The 18,660-nt window shown below is 70.5% G+C and carries 13 protein-coding genes; 11 read left to right on the plus strand and 2 right to left on the minus strand.

Features of this window, described 5'->3' with window-relative positions:
• Nucleotides 1-498 precede the first annotated feature (498 nt).
• A complete protein-coding gene (locus K5L01_RS03650; protein WP_250062031.1) occupies nt 499-987 on the plus strand; it encodes a hypothetical protein in 489 nt (162 codons plus the stop codon).
• A gap of 42 nt (nt 988-1,029) precedes the next feature.
• Here K5L01_RS03650 and K5L01_RS03655 read toward each other — a convergent pair whose 3' ends face one another.
• Complete coding sequence (locus K5L01_RS03655) at nt 1,030-2,049, minus strand: LysR family transcriptional regulator (RefSeq protein WP_425603822.1); 1,020 nt, start codon at nt 2,047-2,049, stop codon at nt 1,030-1,032.
• Between the two features lie 525 nt (nt 2,050-2,574).
• Here K5L01_RS03655 and K5L01_RS03660 point away from each other — a divergent pair.
• The 3 genes from K5L01_RS03660 (at nt 2,575) to K5L01_RS03670 (ending at nt 8,570) form a co-directional block, all read left to right on the plus strand.
• A complete protein-coding gene (locus K5L01_RS03660; RefSeq protein ID WP_250062033.1) occupies nt 2,575-3,798 on the plus strand; it encodes an efflux RND transporter periplasmic adaptor subunit in 1,224 nt (407 codons plus the stop codon).
• A 120-nt stretch (nt 3,799-3,918) separates the two neighbouring features.
• Complete coding sequence (locus tag K5L01_RS03665; RefSeq protein ID WP_250062035.1) at nt 3,919-7,089, plus strand: efflux RND transporter permease subunit; 3,171 nt, start codon at nt 3,919-3,921, stop codon at nt 7,087-7,089.
• 17 nt (nt 7,090-7,106) lie between these two features.
• Complete coding sequence (locus tag K5L01_RS03670) at nt 7,107-8,570, plus strand: efflux transporter outer membrane subunit (protein ID WP_425603823.1); 1,464 nt, start codon at nt 7,107-7,109, stop codon at nt 8,568-8,570.
• A gap of 638 nt (nt 8,571-9,208) precedes the next feature.
• Here the strand turns inward: K5L01_RS03670 and K5L01_RS03675 are convergent.
• Nucleotides 9,209-10,705: an aminotransferase class III-fold pyridoxal phosphate-dependent enzyme gene (locus K5L01_RS03675; protein ID WP_250062037.1), complete on the minus strand. Its 1,497-nt coding sequence runs from the start codon at nt 10,703-10,705 to the stop codon at nt 9,209-9,211.
• Nucleotides 10,706-10,823: 118 nt separating this feature from the next.
• Here K5L01_RS03675 and K5L01_RS03680 point away from each other — a divergent pair, with 118 nt between their 5' ends.
• The 7 genes from K5L01_RS03680 (at nt 10,824) to fabV (ending at nt 18,535) form a co-directional block, all read left to right on the plus strand.
• A complete protein-coding gene (locus K5L01_RS03680; RefSeq protein WP_250062039.1) occupies nt 10,824-11,255 on the plus strand; it encodes an Lrp/AsnC family transcriptional regulator in 432 nt (143 codons plus the stop codon).
• A gap of 153 nt (nt 11,256-11,408) precedes the next feature.
• Nucleotides 11,409-12,461, plus strand: coding sequence for a tRNA preQ1(34) S-adenosylmethionine ribosyltransferase-isomerase QueA (gene queA / locus K5L01_RS03685; RefSeq protein ID WP_250062040.1), 1,053 nt, complete (start codon nt 11,409-11,411; stop codon nt 12,459-12,461).
• A 66-nt stretch (nt 12,462-12,527) separates the two neighbouring features.
• Nucleotides 12,528-13,658: a tRNA guanosine(34) transglycosylase Tgt gene (gene tgt, locus K5L01_RS03690; protein ID WP_250062041.1), complete on the plus strand. Its 1,131-nt coding sequence runs from the start codon at nt 12,528-12,530 to the stop codon at nt 13,656-13,658.
• A gap of 162 nt (nt 13,659-13,820) precedes the next feature.
• Nucleotides 13,821-14,150, plus strand: a complete 330-nt coding sequence (gene yajC, locus K5L01_RS03695; protein WP_250062042.1) for a preprotein translocase subunit YajC — start codon at nt 13,821-13,823, stop codon at nt 14,148-14,150.
• Between the two features lie 54 nt (nt 14,151-14,204).
• The gene (secD, locus tag K5L01_RS03700) at nt 14,205-16,052 is read left to right on the plus strand and encodes a protein translocase subunit SecD (protein ID WP_250062043.1); all 1,848 of its coding nucleotides are present in this window, start codon (nt 14,205-14,207) and stop codon (nt 16,050-16,052) included.
• Nucleotides 16,053-16,071: 19 nt separating this feature from the next.
• The gene (gene secF / locus K5L01_RS03705) at nt 16,072-17,046 is read left to right on the plus strand and encodes a protein translocase subunit SecF (protein WP_250062044.1); all 975 of its coding nucleotides are present in this window, start codon (nt 16,072-16,074) and stop codon (nt 17,044-17,046) included.
• A 226-nt stretch (nt 17,047-17,272) separates the two neighbouring features.
• Complete coding sequence (gene fabV / locus K5L01_RS03710) at nt 17,273-18,535, plus strand: enoyl-ACP reductase FabV (RefSeq protein WP_250062045.1); 1,263 nt, start codon at nt 17,273-17,275, stop codon at nt 18,533-18,535.
• Nucleotides 18,536-18,660: the final 125 nt, after the last annotated feature.

Consider the following 18,660-nt stretch of genomic DNA (forward strand, 5'->3'; position numbering starts at 1 on the left):
GGAGAGGGAAACGGCCGATAGTCTAAAGCCATGGCCGCGGCGGGAACGTGCCGGTGCGGCTCCCGCCCGCGGACAACGGCCGCGATGGGAGGCAGGCATGTGCCGGGGGAGCACGTCGGATTGCGCGACGACCGCCGTTGCCGGGCCTGACCGGCCGGCCGCTCGAACGCCCGGCCGAAAGGGGAACGCCCGCGACCGGTCCCGGCCGCGGGCCGTACCGCAGCGTGCCCGCGCCGTCCTGTCCCGGGTCGCGGCAGCGCCCCGGGACCGCAATGCCTCGCGGCGCCGTGGCCCACGGCGGGCAGGGCATGCCTGTCCCTGGGCGTCGGCAAGCGGCATTCCGGCACGCGGGCAGGCACCTCGCCGCGGATGCGGCCGGGAACCGCGGCGCCTATAATCGTGGGGCTCCGCCACGCCGGGGGAAGACCGCGGCGGCATCGGCGGGCTCCAGGCGCACGCGCCATGCGGCGGGCGGCCACCACCAGGGAGACACACCTCATGCAGGCAGGCAGGAACCGGATCGCGGCAGGAGCGGCGCTGTTGCTGGCCGTGCTGGCAGGGAGCGCGCTGGCGCAGCCCCCGCTGGAGGAAGAGCAGGTCCATCCGTCCGAGGTGGTCTTCGAGGAGGGGCGGCCCTACGTCCATGCCGATGGCGGCATGCAGGCGCTGCGCACCCGGCAACAGGACGGCCAGACCGTCTATTACCGCATGGTCCGCTACGACCCGCAGGAGGGCTACGTGACCACCGCGGCCGACGCCGGCTCGCCGGTGGCCGCGCTCGCTCCCCGGCCGTTCTCGGCGCCGCAGACGCCGATGCGCTACCACGGTGCCGGCCACCTCTACCGCCCGGACTTCTACAACAGCCCGTACAACCGCGATGCCCGCCAGCGCTATTCCGGCCCCGGCTACTTCGGCAGCTGCAGCCGCTACGACGGCTGCAAGGAAGTGCAGGTGGTGCCGCTGTGGCCCTACGGGCGCGGTTACTGACGCCGGCACCGTTGCCGGCGCAGGACCGCGGCGCCGCCGGCGTCAGGCGCTGAGCGCTTCGCGCACCGGCAGCACCGGGATCTCCAGTCCGCGCTGGCAGTTGTGCTGCGCGCCCGGCGGGCGCTTGGCGTTGGGGCACTGCAGCAGCATGTAGTTGGCGTCCAGGTTGAGTTTGTCGACCAGGAAGTCGACGAACGCCCGGACCTTGGGCGAGACCATGCCGCCGCCGGCGAACACCGCGCTGAAGTCGTAGTCCGGGCCGGTCCAGCCGGCCAGCACCCGGCGCAGCATGCCCGATTCGATGAAGGGCTTGGCCATCACGTCGCTGCTGAGCATCAGCCCTTCACCGGCGACCAGCATGGCGTTCAGGGCCGACGCATCGTTGGCCACCAGCAGCGGCTCGACCGGGAATTCCTGCATCGCGCCGCCGTCCTGTGCCAGCGGCCAGGCGAAACGGTTGCCCTGGCTCTGCTGCGCGTTGCGCACCGCCAGCGTGCGATGGTGGCGCAGCTCGTCCGGGTGCGCGGGCTCGCCATAGCAGCGTATGTAGCCGGGGCTGGCGAACACCTGGGTACGCAGGCGCCCGAGCTTGCGCGCGATCAGGTTGGAATCGGGCAGCGGGCCGATGCGCAGCGCCATGTCGATCTCGCCGGAGATCAGGTCCAGCGTCTCATCGCCCAGGTGCATGTCCACGCGGATGTCCGGGTACTGCGCCTGGAAGCGTCCCAGCAGCGGTGCGATCCAGGTCGTGCCCACGGAGTAGGGCACGCTGAAACGCAGCCAGCCGCGGGGGCCGGACTGCAACTGGTTGACCGCGCTCTCGGCCTGCTCCAGCTCGCGGGCGATGCGCTTGCAATGCTCGTAGTAGACCGTGCCGGCCTCGGTCAGCCCCAGGCGGCGGGTGGTCCGGTGCAGCAGGCGCGCGCCCAGGCGTGCTTCCAGTTCCTGCACCTTGCGGCTGACCGTGGTCTTGGGCTGGCCGAGCAGCCGCGCCGCGGCGGTGAAACTGCCCTGTTCGACGACTTTCACGAAGATCAGGGTGTCATTGAGATCGTTGGCCATGCGCGGGACTCGTTCGGTGGCGGGATTGTGTCGGCGACGGGACGATTATTCCCTTCAATCCGTACTAATCAAGTATGGATTCGGCGCGTAACGTGACGGCCCTCGTTTCCCGTCCATCGTCGCCATGCCGTTGCCGCCCGCTGCCACCCCCGCGTCCTCCGCCTTCCCGGGCCTGCCTGTGCGCCGGCCCGGCGCGGGCAAGCGCCTGTGCTGGAAGGCTCCGCGCGGACGGGGCCACTCGCTGCCCGCGGCCGATGCGCTGCGGGCGTCCGCCGTGCCGGTGCCTGCCGGGCCGCCCGATTTGTCCCGCCTGCGGGAGAAAAATTTCCACGCACGGGACAGTGCCCGGCGCCGCGCGGGCCGCCGCCGGGGGCGATGGCCGCCACGGTGCGCCGCCCGATGGCCGGGTGCGCCTGCTGACAGCGGCTGTCAGCAGCCCGGGCCGACACTGCTTCGCCCGCCCCGCGGCCGTACCCACGACCCGCTCCGCTTTCCGCTCTCCGATCTCTCCCAAGGATGCATGACATGAACGGTATCTCCGGTCCCCTCCCTGCGCTGCTGCGGCGCCTTTTCCCGGCGGGCGCATCGCTGCTCGCCCTGGCCGTCCTGACCGCCTGCAGCGGCGGCCGGGCACAGGAGGCGGGCGCGCCGCCGGCACCGGATGTCGGCGCGGCGCCGGTGCTGGTGCGGCCGGTCAGCCAATGGGATGAATTCAGCGGCCGCGTCGAGGCGGTGCAGAGCGTGGAGCTGCGGCCCCGCGTGTCCGGCTACATCGAGCGGGTGGACTATATCGAGGGCCAGGAGGTGAAGAAGGGCGACGTCCTGTTCACCATCGATGCCCGCCGCTACCAGGCCGAGTACGACCGCGCCCGGGCCGAGCTGGCGCGCGCCCGCACCCAGGCCGCCCTGGCCCGCAATGAGTCCGGGCGCGCGCTCCGCCTGGCCGAGCAGCAGGCCATCGCCGCCGAGACCGCCGAACAGCGCCGCGCCGCCGCCGAGCAGGCCGAGGCCGCGGTGCTGGCGGCACAGGCGGCGGTGGACGCGGCCCGGCTGGAGCTGGAGTTCACCCGGGTGCGGGCCCCGATCGCCGGCCGCGCCGGCCATGCGATGGTCACCGCCGGCAACCTGGTCACCGCCGGCGACAGCGCCAGCGTGCTGACCCGGCTGGTCTCGCTGGACACCGTGCACGTCTACTTCGATGCCGACGAGGGCACCTTCCTGCGCTATGCGCGGATGGCGCGCAGCGGCGAGCGCCCCAGCGAGCGCGAGCAGGCCCTGCCGGTGAAGGTGGCGCTGAGCGGCGAGGAGGACTTTCCGCACGAAGGCGTGGTCGACTTCCTCGACAACCAGGTGGCCTCCAGTACCGGCACCATCCGCGTGCGCGCCCTGCTGGACAACAGCGACCGCCGGTTCACGCCGGGCCTGTTCGCGCGCGTGCGGCTGCTCGGCAGCGGGGAGTTCCAGGCCCTGCTGATCGACGACCGGGCCGTGCTGACCGACCAGGACCGCAAGTACGTGTACGTGGTCGACAAGGATGGCAACGCGCAGCGCCGGGATGTCGTGCTGGGCCGCAGCGCCGAGGGCCTGCGCATCGTCGAGGCCGGGCTGGCCCCGGGCGAGCGGGTGATCGTCGACGGGGTGCAGAAGGTGTTCATGCCCGGCATGCCGGTACAGGCCAGGGCGGTGGCGATGCAGCCGCCGGCCGCGCCGGCACCGCGCCGCACCGCGACCGCCGCGCTGGCCCGCTGATCCGGCGACCCAGGTTTCCCTTCCGCTGCCGGCGGTCCCGGCGGCCGCTCCCGTCTTCGCCCGTCCGGCGAGGGCCGGGCCGGCTGTTGCCTGCCGGACGCCTTTTCCAGGAATGCCTCCATGGATTTTTCCCGTTTCTTCATCGACCGGCCGATCTTCGCCGCGGTGCTGTCGATCGTGATCTTCGCCGCCGGCCTGATCGCGATCCCGATCCTGCCGATCGGCGAATACCCGGACGTCGTGCCGCCCTCGGTGGTGGTGCGCACGGTGTACCCGGGCGCCAACCCCAAGGTCATCGCCGAGACCGTCGCCACGCCGCTGGAAGAGGCGATCAACGGCGTCGAGGGCATGATGTACCTCAAGTCGGTGGCCGGTTCCGACGGCGTGCTGCAGATGACCGTGACCTTCCGCCCCGGCACCGACCCGGATGCGGCCGCGGTCAAGGTGCAGAACCGCGTGGCGCAGGCGCAGGCGCGCCTGCCCGAGGACGTGCGCCGCCAGGGCGTGACCACCCAGAAGCAGTCGCCGACCTTCCTGATGGTGGTGCACCTGACGTCGCCGCAGGGCAGCTACGACACCCTGTACCTGCGCAACTACGCCCGCCTGCACGTCAAGGACGCGCTGGCGCGCATCCCCGGAGTGGGCGAGGCGCAGGTCTTCGGTGGCGGCGACTACGCCATGCGCGCCTGGCTGGACCCGGACAAGGTCGCTTCGCGCGGCCTGACCGCCGGTGACGTGGTGCGCGCCATGCGCGAGCAGAACGTGCAGGTGTCGGCCGGCCAGCTCGGTGCCGAGCCGCTCCCGGACAGCCGCTTCCTGACCCTGATCAACGCCCGCGGACGCCTGCAGACCGAGCAGGAGTTCGGCGACATCGTGCTCAAGAGCGGCGATGACGGCGAGATCGTGCGCCTGGCCGACGTCGCCCGCCTGGAGCTGGGCGCGGGCGACTACACCCTGCGTTCGCAGCTGGACGGCAAGAACGCGGTCGGCATCGGCATCTTCCAGGCGCCGGGCGCGAACGCGCTGGAGATCCGCGATGCCGTGATCGGCACCCTGGACGGGATGCAGGCCGGGTTCCCGCCGGACGTGAAATACGAGGCGGTGTACGACACCACGATCTTCGTGCGCGACTCGATCAAGGCGGTGGTGTCCACCCTGCTGGAAGCCATCGCGCTGGTGGTGCTGGTGGTGATCCTGTTCCTGCAGACCTGGCGGGCCTCGATCATCCCGCTGATCGCGGTGCCGGTATCGGTGGTGGGCACGTTCGCCGCCCTGTACCTGCTCGGGTTCTCGATCAACACGCTGAGCCTGTTCGGCCTGGTGCTGTCGATCGGCATCGTGGTCGACGATGCGATCGTGGTCGTGGAAAACGTCGAGCGCAACATCGAGGACGGGCTGTCGCCCACCGCCGCGGCCCACCAGGCCATGCGCGAGGTGTCCGGCCCGATCGTGGCGATCGCGCTGGTGCTGTGCGCGGTGTTCGTGCCGATGGCGTTCCTGTCCGGCGTCACCGGCCAGTTCTACAAGCAGTTCGCGGTCACCATCGCCATTTCCACGGTGATCTCGGCGATCAATTCGCTGACCCTGTCGCCGGCCCTGGCCGCACGCCTGCTCAAGGCCCACGGCGCGCCGAAGGACGCCCCGAGCCGCCTGATCGAGCGCCTGTTCGGCTGGGTGTTCCGGCCGTTCAACCGTTTCTTCAAGTCCAGTTCGGAGACGTACGAACGCAGCGTGGCGCGCATCCTCGGCCGGCGCGGCGCGGTGTTCGTGGTGTACGCGGTCCTGCTGGTCGCGACCGGCGTGGTCTTCCGGCTGGTGCCGCCGGGCTTCATCCCGACCCAGGACAAGCTGTACCTGATCGCCGGCGTGAAGCTGCCCGAAGGCGCCTCGATCGCCCGTACCGACGCGCTGCTGCGCAAGGTCGCCGAGATCGCCCGGGAGACCGACGGCGTGGCGCATACGATCTCGTTCCCCGGATTGAACGCCCTGCAGTTCACCAACACCCCCAACACCGGCGTGGCCTTCATCCCGCTCAAGCCGTTCAACGAGCGCCATGGCCGCAGCGCGGCGCAGATCAATGCCGAGATCAACCAGAAGATCGCCGGCCTGCAGGAAGGTTTCGCGTTCGCGATGATGCCGCCGCCGATCCTCGGGCTGGGCAACGGCAACGGCTACCAGCTGTTCATCGAGGACCGCGGCAACCTCGGCTACGGCGCCCTGCAGGAGGCCGTGCAGGCGATGCAGGGCACGGTCGCGCAGACCCCGGGCATGGCCTTCCCGATCAGCAGCTACCAGGCCAACGTGCCGCAGCTGGACGCGGAGGTGGACCGGGTCAAGGCCAAGGCGCAGGGCGTGCAGCTGACCGAGCTGTTCGACACCCTGCAGACCTACCTGGGCTCGGCCTACGTCAACGACTTCAACCAGTTCGGGCGCACCTGGCAGGTGATCGCCCAGGCCGACGGCCCGTTCCGCGACAACGTCGAGGACATCGCCCGGCTGCGCACCCGCAACGACCGCGGCGAGATGGTGCCGATCGGCTCGATGGTGACCCTCAAGGAGAGCTACGGCCCCGACCCGGTGCTGCGCTTCAACGGCTATCCGGCGGCCGACCTGGCCGGCGAGGCCGATCCGCGCGTGCTGTCCTCGGCCGAGGCGATGACCCGGCTGACCGAGATCGCGGACAAGGTGCTGCCGGTGGGCATGGCCACCGAATGGACCGACCTGAGCTACCAGCAGGCCACCCAGGGCAAGGCCGCCCTGGTGGTGTTCCCGGTGGCGATCCTGCTGGCCTTCCTGGTGCTGGCGGCGCTGTATGAAAGCTGGACGCTGCCGCTGGCGGTGATCCTGATCGTGCCGATGACCCTGTTGTCCGCGCTGTTCGGGGTGTGGGTGACCGGTGGCGACAACAACGTGTTCGTGCAGGTCGGCCTGGTGGTGCTGATGGGCCTGGCCTGCAAGAACGCGATCCTGATCGTGGAGTTCGCCCGCGAGCTGGAGATCGGCGGCATGGGCATCGTCGATGCCGCCCTGGAAGCCTGCCGCCTGCGCCTGCGCCCGATCGTGATGACCTCCATCGCCTTCATCGCCGGCACCGTGCCGCTGGTGCTGTCGCACGGCGCCGGCGCCGAAGTGCGCTCGGTCACCGGCATCACGGTGTTCGCCGGCATGCTGGGCGTCACCCTGTTCGGGCTGTTCCTGACCCCGGTGTTCTATGTCGCGCTGCGCACCCTCGTCGCCCGCAACGGCGGCGGCCGGCTGGTACGACACGGCGAGCCGACCCTTCATCCTTGACCTGCGAGGCATGCCGCATGAATTCCCGTACTGACGACAAGCGCGCCCTGGCGGCGCGCGGGCTGGCCGCGGCCGCGGCCAGCCTGCTGCTGGCCGGTTGCATCACCGTGGGGCCGGACTACCAGGCCCCGGCACCGGCACCGGTGGTGCTGCAGGCTGCGGCCGCTCCGGTGTACAGCCCGCAATCGCCGGTGGCCAGCTGGTGGGCGCAGTTCGATGATCCGGTGCTCGAACAACTGGTGCACGCGGCGCTGTCGGACAACCTCGACCTGAAAAGCGCACTGGCGCGCGTGCGGGAGGCGCGGGCGGTGTTCGTCGAGCGCCGCCTGGACCAGGCCCCGCATGTCACCGCGGCCGGCAGCCGGGAACGGCGCACCGGCCCGGAGCCCGTACCGGACGGCACCCGCATCTCCCGCCAGACCTACCAGCTCGGCTTCGACGCCGCCTGGGAGCTGGACCTGTTCGGCCGCCAGCGGCGTGCCGCGGAAGCGGCACACGCCGACCTGGAGGCCGAATGGGCCAGCCTGATCGACGCGCAGGTGCTGGTGGCCGCCGAAGTGGCGCGCAACTACTTCGAACTGCGCGGCGCGCAGAAGCGCCTGGCGGTCGCCGAGCGCACCCTCCACAACCTGCGCGACACCCAGCGCCTGACCGAGACCCGCTGGACGCTGGGTGCCGGCAGCGAGCAGGACGTGCAGAGCAGCCGCGCGCGCCTGAAGGCGATCGAGGCCGACCTCCCGCAGCTGGACATGGCCCAGGTCTCCAGCCGGCACCGCCTGGCGGTGCTGCTCGGACAGCGCCCGGGCACGCTGGACGAACTGCTGCAGCCGCGCCCGCTGGCCGCGTTCGCCAAGGCCTTGCCGATCGGCGATACCCGCGACCTGCTGCGCCGCCGTGCCGACGTGCGCGCGGCCGAGCGGCGCCTGGCCGCGGCCACCGCGCGGGTCGGCGTGGCCACGGCCGAACTGTTCCCGCGGCTGACCTTGACCGGCTTCGTCGGTTTTCTCGGCGGCGACGCCAACGGCCTGGTCAACGGCGGCAACAAGGCCTGGGCGTTGACACCCTCGCTGAGCTGGGCGGCATTCGATTACGGCAGCGTGCGTGCGCGCCTACGCGCCCGCCATGCACAGGCCGACGGCGTGGCGGCCGAGTACGAAAAGACCGTGCTGCTGGCGCTGGAGGACGCCGAGAACGCCCTGGCGCGCTATGCCCGGCAGCAGGCTCGGCTGCTGGCACTGGCCGGACAGGCACAGGCCGCGCAGCGCGCCGAAACGCTCGCGGGTATCCGCTATCGGGAAGGCGCATCGGATTTCCTGGCGCTGCTGGACGCACAGCGCACCCAACTGGCCGCCGACGATGCACTGGCGCTGGGCGAGGCCGAACTCAATGTCGCGGTGGTGGCCGTCTACAAGGCCCTGGGCGGCTGGGGACAGGCGCCGGCGGCCCCCTCGGTCGCGGCAGCCGATGCCCCTGAACCGTAGAGCACCGCGCTGGCGTCATCCCGGCAAGGCCCTGCCGGGCGGGGCCCGGCGCTACACCGTCCCCGCCGCGGCCTGTGCCACGGTAGAGCGGGGCCACGCCCCGCTGGCGCCTGCCCGGGAAGGCCCGCCGGGCAGGGCCCGGCGCTACGCCCCCACCGCGGCCTGCACCACGGTAGAGCGGGGCCACGTCCCGCTGGCACCTGCCCGGCAAGGCCTCGCCGGGCGAGGCCCGGCGCTACGCCCCCCCCCCGCCGCGGCCTGCACCACGGTAGAGCGGGGCCACGCCCCGCTGGCGCCTGCCCGGGAAGGCCCGCCGGGCGGGGCCCGGCGCTACGCCCCTGCTGCGGCCTGCACCACGGTAGAGCGGGGCCACGCCCCGCTGCCACCTGCCCGGGAAGGCCCCGCCGGGCAGGGCCCGGCGCTACGCCCCCGCTGCGGCCGGCACCACGGTAGAGCGGGGCCACGCCCCGCTGGCACCTGTCCGGGAAGGCCCGCCGGGCGGGGCCCGGCGCTACAACCCCCGTCACGGTCTGCACCACCGTAGAGCGGGGCCGTGCCCCGCTGGCACGGGCCCGATACGAGAAGAGGCGGCCATCCGGCCGCCTCTTCGATTCACCGTTCCCGCAGGACGCGCGGGATCAGCTGGCAGCGGCCTGGGTGCGGCGCGGGCCTTCGAGCAGGGCGCGGCCGACCATCTCCACCAGCAAGTCCAGCTCGGCCTCGTCCATGCCGAAGTGCGGGGTGAAGCGCAGCGAGTTCTCGCCGCCATGGATGACGTTGACGCCGTGCATGCGCAGCCATTCCTCGGTGGAGTCGCTGCCGTAGCACTTGAACTGCGGGGCAAGCTCGCAGGAGAACAGCAGGCCGGTTCCCTGGACCTTGGTGATCAGGCCGCCGAGCTTGTCCTTGAGCGCTTCGAGCTTCTGCACCGCCTGCTCGCCGCGCACGCGGATGTTCTCGCGCACGGCCGGCGTCAGCCGGGCGAGGGTGGCGCTGGCCACGTCCAGGGCACGCGGGTTGGTGGTCATGGTGTTGCCGTACACGCCCTTGCGGTAGAGCTGGGCGGCGTGTTCGGTGACCGCCAGGACCGACAGCGGGAACTGCGCGCCGTTCAGGGCCTTGGAGTAGGTCTCCATGTCCGGGGCGTCCAGGGTCTCGTAACCCGGGTAGTCGACGAACGACACGGTGCCGTGGGCACGCAGCGCGGCCTGGATGGAGTCGATCAGCAGCAGACTGCCGTGGGCGCGGGTGAGCTCGCGCGCCAGCTTGTAGAAGCTGGCCGGGACCGCACGGCCGGGGTCGCCTTCGCCCATGACCGGCTCCAGGAACACCGCCTCGATGAACCAGTTGTTGGCCTTGGCGTCGTCGAACACCTTGCGCAGCGCATCCTCGTCGTACGGCGGGATCGCGATGACGCTGTCCTCGCCGCGGTAGCTGGCCAGGTAGCGGTCATAGGCCTTGCGGGTGGAGTCGGAATACAGCGCCGGGCGGTCGGTGCGGCCGTGGAAGCTGCCCTTGATGACCACGCGCTTGACGGTGGCTCCGGCATGCGGTGCGCCCGGGTCGGTCTGCAGGCGGGCGTTGATGTCGGCGATGCGGGCGGCCAGGCCGACCGCTTCCGAGCCGGAGTTCAGGCACATGAAGTGCGAGAACGGGCAGCCGCCGCGGGTGTGGCCGATCTCCTGGCGCAGCGCCCGCACGAAGCGGCGCTGGGACAGGCTCGGGGTCATGATGTTGGCCATCACCTGCGGCTTGCCGGCCGCGGCCAGCACGTCGGCGGGGGTGTGGCCGAAGCCGAGCATGCCGTAGCCGCCGGCGTCGTACAGCACCGCGCCCTTGAGCGAGACCACCCACGGGCCGCTGGCGGCCAGGGCGATGTAGGGAACGACCGCGTCGTCGGCATAGAAGTTGACGAAGCCGGCCTGCATCGCGTCGATCTGGTCCTTCTCGTCCAGGTCCAGCAGGTCGGCGGCCTCGTCCTTGATGCGGGCGTATTCGCCGGCCGCGGCGGCGATGGCCGCGGACAGGTCGGGATGGGCGGCGGCCAGGCGTTCGACGACGGCATCGTCCAGCCCCGTGGTGAGGCGGGTGCCGGCGTGCGCGCGAAGCGCGGCAAGAGGGCCGAGTACAGTCATGCTCATCTCCAGGAAAAAGTAGCGTCCTGACATTATCTGGAGATTATTGGCATATTGCAGCTGCCAATCAGGCGAAATTCAGGGTAATTTCGTCGAATCGACGACACCGGAGCCCGATGTGAAGATTTCCCCGGCCGATGAGCGGCTGCTCTCCGTGCTGCGCGAGGATGCGCGCGCTTCCACCGCGCAGATCGCGCGCCGGCTGGGCCTGTCGCGCACCACCGTGCAGAGCCGCATCGACCGGCTGGAGCAGCAGGGCGTTATCGCCGGCTACACGGTGCGCACCCATGAGGACTACGAGCAGGGGCAGGTGCGCGCGCATGTCTCGATCACCGTGCTGCCGCGCAAGATGCCGGTGGTGGTTAAGGCCCTGCGCGACCTCCCGGAGGTGCGCACCCTGCATTCGGTCAGTGGCGCGCACGACCTGATCGCGATGGTGGTGGTCGGCGGGGTGGGGGAGATGGACGTGGTCACCGACGCCATCGGCACCATCGACGGGGTCGAGCGCACCACCAGCGCGATCATCCTGTCGACCAAGTTCGAGCGCTGAGCAGGCAGGGCGGCCGCTGCGCGGCGTGGCAGCGCCCTGCACGGCACCGGCGGATGACCGCTGCCGGGGTATCCCCGGCCTGTCGGCCGGCCGCCCGCAGCCGGCGCGTGCACGGCCCTACAATGGGCGGCTCGCCCGTTGGATGCAGCGACGTTGAAGAAGTCCGATTTCCACTATGACCTGCCCGAGGAGCTGATCGCCCAGGCGCCCCTGGCCGAGCGCTCGGCCAGCCGGCTGCTGGTGGTGCCGCCGGCGCCGGCGGCCTGCGCGGACCACCATGTCCGCGACCTGCCCGAACTCCTGCAGCCCGGCGACCTGCTGGTGTTCAACGACACCCGGGTGATCCCGGCGCGGCTGTTCGGGCAGAAGGCCACCGGCGGGCGGGTCGAGATCCTGATCGAGCGCCTGCTCGGCGGCCAGCAGGCCCGCGCCCAGGTCGGTGCCAGCAAGTCGCCCCGGCCCGGCAGCCGCATCCGGCTCGACGCCGGCGGCGAGGCCGAGGTGCTCGGCCGCGACGGCGAGTTCTACGTGCTGCGCTTCGACCTCCCCGAGCCGCTGGAGTCGTGGCTGGTCCATGAGGGCCGGCTGCCGTTGCCGCCGTACATCCACCGCGAGCCCGGCCTGGACGACCACGAGCGCTACCAGACGGTGTTCGCCCGCGAGGTCGGGGCGGTCGCGGCTCCGACCGCCGGCCTGCATTTCGACGACCCGCTGCTGGCGCGGCTGCGCGCGCGTGGCGTGCAGTTCGGCCACATCACCCTGCACGTGGGGGCGGGCACCTTCCAGCCGGTGCGGGTGGACGACCTGTCCCGGCACGTGATGCACCGCGAATGGCTCAATGTCGGCGCCGAGCTGGTGCAGCAGGTGCGCCGCACCCGGGCGGCCGGCGGCCGCGTGATCGGGATCGGCACCACCGTGGTGCGCGCCCTGGAAAGCGCCTGGCGCACGAGCGATGCGGTGCCCGGGGGCGAACTGCATCCGTTCGCCGGCGAGACCCAGATCTTCATCACCCCGGGCTACCGCATCCGCAGCGTGGATGCGATGGTCACCAACTTCCACCTGCCGGAAAGCACCCTGCTGATGATGATCTCGGCCTTCGCCGGCAAGGAGCGGGTCTTCCAGGCCTACGCCCACGCCATCGCCGCGCGCTACCGCTTCTTCAGCTACGGCGATGCGATGCTGCTGTTCCCGCAGCCCGGCGCCTGAGCCCGCTTTCCCTGCACCGCCGCCGCCGATCCGCGACAATGGCGGCAGCCCGCTCGAAACACACCCATGTCCAGACTGCAGTTCACGCTCCACACCACCGACGGCAACGCGCGCCGCGGCCAGCTGTCCTTCCCGCGCGGCACCGTGCAGACCCCGGCGTTCATGCCGGTGGGCACCTATGGTTCGGTGAAGGGCGTGCTGCCCGACCAGGTCCGGGCGCTCGGTGCCGAGATCATCCTCGGCAACACCTTCCACCTGTACCTGCGCCCCGGCCTGGACGTGATCGGCGACCACGGCGGGCTGCACGGCTTCTGCCGCTGGAACGGGCCGATCCTGACCGACTCCGGCGGATTCCAGGTGTTCTCGCTGGCCCACCGCCGCAAGATCAGCGAGCAGGGCGTGACCTTCGCCTCGCCCACCGACGGCGCGCGGGTGTTCCTGGGCCCCGAAGAGAGCATGAAGATCCAGCGCGTGCTGGATTCGGACATCGTGATGATCTTCGACGAATGCACGCCGTACCCGGCCACCGAGGACGTGGCGCGCCGGTCGATGGAGCTGAGCCTGCGCTGGGCCCGCCGTTCGCGCGACGCGCACGACGCACTGGGCAACGACGCGGCGCTGTTCGGCATCGTCCAGGGCGGGGTGCATGTCGATCTGCGCAGCCGCTCGGCCGACGGCCTGCAGCAGATCGGCTTCGACGGCTACGCCATCGGCGGGCTGGCGGTGGGCGAGCCCGAGCACGAGCGCAACGCCATGCTGGACCACCTGCACCCGGTCCTGCCGGCCGACCGCCCGCGCTACCTGATGGGCGTGGGGCGCCCGGAGGACCTGGTCGAGGGCGTGGCCCGTGGCGTGGACATGTTCGACTGCGTGATGCCGACCCGCAACGCCCGCAACGGCCACTATTTCACCTCGTTCGGCACGGTGCGCATCCGCAATGCCCGCTACGAGCGCGACATGGACCCGATCGAGCCCGGCTGCGGTTGCCAGGCCTGCAGCGGCGGCTATACCCGCGCCTACCTGCGCCACCTGGACCGCTGCAACGAAATGCTGGCGCCGATGCTGGGCACCCTGCACAACCTGTACTACTACCAGAAGCTGATGGCCGAGATGCGCCAGGCCATCGAGGCGGGGACCTTCCTGGCGTTCCGCGAGGGTTTCTACGAAGCGCGCGGGGCCCGGCCGCCGGCCCTGTAGGGCCGCGAGGCGGGGAGCGTCGGCGCGGGGCACGCGCGGACCGCCCGCCGCGCCGCCGCGGCTTGCAATTGGCCGGGGCCGCCCCTATGGCATACTTCCCCGCTTGAATCCGTTTCGCGGCGCCGGCCCCGGCAGGCGCCGCCCGACAGTTAAGGACACACGATGAACCCGATGGCTATCCTGCTCCCCGTCGCCCAGGCCGCCCCGGCCGCCCCGGGCATGGGCACGTTCCTGCTGCCGATCGCGCTGATCGCGGTCATGTATTTCCTGATGATCCGCCCGCAGATGAAGCGCCAGAAGGAACACAAGGCGATGCTGGAGAAGATCTCCAGGGGCGACGAAGTCCTGACCAACGGCGGCATCGCCGGCGTGGTCACCGACATCGGCGACAACTTCGTCACCGTCGAGGTGGCCGACAATGTCCGCATCCGCGTGCAGAAGGGTGCCATCGGCAACATCCTGCCCCGGGGCACGCTGAAGTCCGCCGCCTGAGACCGCCCCTCCGACATGTCGTGACGCCGCGCCGGCCTCACGCAGGAATCCGCAATGCTTGAATTCCCACGCTGGAAGTACTTCCTGATCCTCGCCATCCTGGTGCTCAGCGCGCTGTATGCGCTGCCCAACATCTACCAGAAGGATCCGTCCGTACAGATCACCGCCAACCGTGGCGCGCAGATCGACGATGCCTTGCGCGACAAGGTCCAGAGCGAGCTTTCCAGCGCCGGCGTGACGGCGACCTCGGTCGCCCGCGAGGGCGAGAGCATGATGGTGCGCCTGGCCAGCCTGCAGGCGCAGACCACGGCCAACGACACGCTGCGCGACAGCCTGGGCGAGGACTACGTCGTCGCCCTGAGCCTGGCCTCGACCGTGCCGGACTGGCTCAACAACCTCGGCGGAAAGCCGCTGGTGCTGGGCCTGGACCTGCAGGGCGGCGTGCACTTCGTGCTGGAGGTGGACCAGAAGGCGGCGCTGGAGAAGCGCGTGGAAGCCTATGCGGAAGACATCCGCAGCAGCCTGCGCGATGCCCGCGTCGGCTACCAGGCGGTCGAACGCCGCGGCGACAACAGCATCGTGGTGAGCCTGTCGGAGTCGGCCGCGGGCGGCGCCCCGGCCGCGCGCGACGTGCTGTTCAAGGCGCAGCCGACGCTGGAGTACGCCCTGTCGGGCAACCGCATCACGGTGACCATCCCGGCCAGCGAGCTGGCCCAGATCGCCAGCGGCGCCATCGAGCAGAACATCACCACGCTGCGCAACCGCGTGAACCAGCTCGGCGTGGCCGACCCGATCATCCAGCGCCAGGGCGACAGCCGCGTGGTGGTGCAGCTGCCCGGCGTGCAGGACACCGCCGAGGCCAAGCGCATGATCGGCGCGACCGCGACCCTGGAATACCGCCTGGTGATCGACGGCGATGCCCAGGACGCGGCGACCAGCGGCCGCATCCCGCCGGAGGCGCGCCTGTACCGCGACCGCGGCGGGCGCCCGGTGCTGCTGAGCAAGCGCACCATCGTCACCGGCGACCAGATGGTCAAGGCCGAGGTCTCCACCGACCAGAACGGCCTGCCCGCGGTCGCGGTCACGCTCAACAGCGTCGGCGGCCAGCGCATGTTCGACGTCACCAGCGTCAACGTGAACAAGCCGATGGCGGTGGTCTACACCGAGCGCATCCCGCAGGTGACGGTGGTCGACGGCAAGGAGCAGCGCAGCTTCCGGGTCAAGGAGGAGGTCATCTCCGTGGCCAACATCAACAGCCCGCTGGGCAAGAACTTCATCACCACCGGCCTGGAGAAGACCGAGGCCGACAACCTCGCCAAGCTGCTGCGCGCCGGTTCGCTGGCCGCGCCGATGGACTTCGTCGAAGAGAAGATCGTCGGCCCCAGCCTCGGTGCGGAGAACGTCGAGCGCGGCGTCACCGCGGTGCTGTACGCGTTCCTGTTCACCCTGGTGTTCTTCACCATCTACTACCGCATGTTCGGCGTGATCACCTCGCTGGCGCTGATGTTCAACCTGTTGATCGTGGTCGCGGTGATGTCGCTGTTCGGCGCGACCATGACCCTGCCGGGCTTCGCCGGCCTGGCGTTGTCGATCGGCCTGTCGGTGGACGCCAACGTGCTGATCAACGAGCGCATCCGCGAGGAGCTGCGGCTGGGCGTTCCGGCCAAGGCGGCGATCACCGCCGGCTACGAAAAGGCCTCGGGCACCATCCTCGACGCCAACCTCACCGGCATCCTGGCCGGCGTGGCGCTCTATGCGTTCGGCACCGGCCCGCTGAAGGGCTTCGCGGTGACCATGATCGTCGGCATCATCGCCTCGATGTTCACGGCCATCACCGTGTCGCGCGCCCTGGCGGTGCTGGTCTACAGCCGCCGCAAGAAACTCAAGACCCTGGCCATCTGACGGGAAGACGAGCGAAATCATGAAACTGTTCCCGTTGCATCTGATTCCGAACGACACCCAGTTCGACTTCATGCGCACCCGCTGGGTGTCGCTGTTCATCGCCGCGGCGCTGCTGCTCGGTTCGATCGGCCTGATCGTCTTCAAGGGCTACAACTACGCCCTGGACTTCACCGGCGGCACCGTGGTGGAGGTCCGCTTCGAGAAGCCGGCCGACGTCGACGCGGTGCGCGAGCACCTGGAGACGGCCGGCTACAGCGGCGCCCAGGTGCAGAACTTCGGCAGCGGCAGCGACCTGCTGATCCGCCTGCAGCCGCAGGAAGTGCCCGAGGGCGTCAGCGCCGGCGAGGCCAACAACCGCACCGCGCAGGCGGTGCTGGCGGCGATATCGGTACCCGGCAATGCCGCCACGGTGATGAGCACCGAGTTCGTCGGCCCGCAGGTGGGCAAGGAACTGGCGATGAACGGCGTGTATGCGGCGCTGTTCGTGATGATCGGCTTCCTGATCTACATCGGCGTGCGCTTCGAGCTCAAGTTCGCCATCAGCGCCACCATCACCACGCTGTTCGACGTGCTGGTCGTGGCCGCCTACTTCTCGCTGAGCGGACGCGAGTTCGACCTGACGGTGCTCGCCGGCCTGCTGTCGGTGATGGGCTTCTCGATCAACGACACCATCGTGGTGTTCGACCGCGTGCGCGAGAACTTCCGCGGCCTGCGGGTGGAGCCGCTGGAAGTGATGAACCGCTCCATCAACCAGACCCTGTCGCGCACCATCATCACCTCGCTGGTGTTCTTCCTGTCGGTGCTGGCGCTGTACATCTACGGCGGCGGTTCGCTGGAAGGGCTGGCCCTGTCGCAGATGATCGGCGCGGTGGTGGCGACGATGTCCTCGATCTTCATCGCCTGCCCGCTGCTGACCATCGGGCCGCTGCGGGTCACCAAGCAGGACCTGCTGCCCAAGGCCAAGGACGTCGAGGAACTGGCGCGCCGGCCCTGAGCCGGGCTTCCCGCGCCCCGGAAAAGCCGCGCACCGCGCGGCTTTTCTTTTGCCCGGCGGCCCGTGCCACGGCCGCTGCCGGGGGCCCCCGCGGCGGCTTCCGGAACCTGCGATCCATCCGCTGGCGTCGGTTGTGTTCACCGCGGCCGCACCTTACGATCCTTCCGGTTCGGCGCCGCGTGCGGAGCATCGCGGCGCCGTTTTTCCGCATCCATTCGAGGTTTCCATGGTCATCAAACCGCGTGTGCGCGGCTTCATCTGCGTCACCACCCATCCGACCGGCTGCGATGCGGCGGTCAAGGAACAGATCGACTACATCCGCTCGCGGCCGCGGCTCGCCCATGGCCCGAAGAAGGTCCTGGTGATCGGCGCTTCCACCGGCTACGGCCTCGCGGCGCGGATCACCGCCGCCTTCGGCAGCGACGCCGCCACCCTGGGCGTGTTCTTCGAGCGGCCGGGCAGCGAGAGCAAGCCGGGCACCGCGGGCTGGTACAACGCGGCGGCGTTCGAGAAGTACGCGCACGAAGCCGGGCTGTACGCGCGCAGCGTCAACGGCGACGCGTTCTCCGACGAGGCCAAGGCCAAGGTCATCGAGATCATCAAGGCCGACCTCGGCCAGGTCGACCAGGTCGTGTACAGCCTGGCGTCGCCGCGCCGCAAGCACCCCAGGACCGGCGAGGTCATCAGTTCCACGCTCAAGCCGATCGGCGCGCCGATCACCCTGCGCGGCCTGGATACCGACAAGGAAGTGCTGACCGAGACCACCCTGCAGCCGGCCACCGCCGAGGAGATCGCCGGCACCGTGCAGGTGATGGGCGGCGAGGACTGGCAGATGTGGATCGATGCGCTGCTGGAGGCCGGGGTGCTGGCGCCGGGCGCGACCACCACCGCGTTCACCTACGTCGGCGAGGAGATCACCCAGGCGATCTACTGGAACGGCTCCATCGGCGCGGCCAAGAAGGACCTCGACACCAAGGTCAAGGCCATCCGCGGCCGGCTCCAGGACATCGGCGGCGACGCCCGCGTGTCGGTGCTCAAGGCCGTGGTGACCCAGGCCAGCTCGGCCATTCCCACCATGCCGCTGTACCTGTCGCTGCTGTTCAAGGTGATGAAGCAGCAGGGGACCCACGAAGGCTGCATCGAGCAGCTCGATACCCTGTACGACATCCTCTACAACGGTGCGCAGGGGGGCGCCAATGCCGCCGACCGCCTGCGTCCGAGCCTGGAGGACGGGCAGGGCCGCGCGGTCGCGCTGATCGACGAGGAAGGCCGCCTGCGCGCGGACTACAAGGAGATGGCGCCGGAAGTGCAGGGCAGGGTGCTGGACCTGTGGCCGCAGGTGACCAACGAGAACCTGTACGAGATCAGCGACCTGGCCGGCTACAAGGCCGACTTCCTGCGCCTGTTCGGCTTCGGCATCGACGGCGTCGACTACGACGCCGACGTGAACCCCGACGTGAGGATCGCCAACCTGGTCGACCTGACCTGACCTGCGCAAGCGCCGGCGGAAGCCGGCCCTTGCAGCCGACCCGGCCCGCTCCCCGTGGAGCGGGCCATGGCCTGCCTGGAGCATTGCCGGGCCGCCTCCCGCCGGGCATTGCCCGGCGCTACCGC

The organism is Stenotrophomonas mori, assembly GCF_023556335.1.
GTDB lineage: Bacteria > Pseudomonadota > Gammaproteobacteria > Xanthomonadales > Xanthomonadaceae > Stenotrophomonas > Stenotrophomonas mori.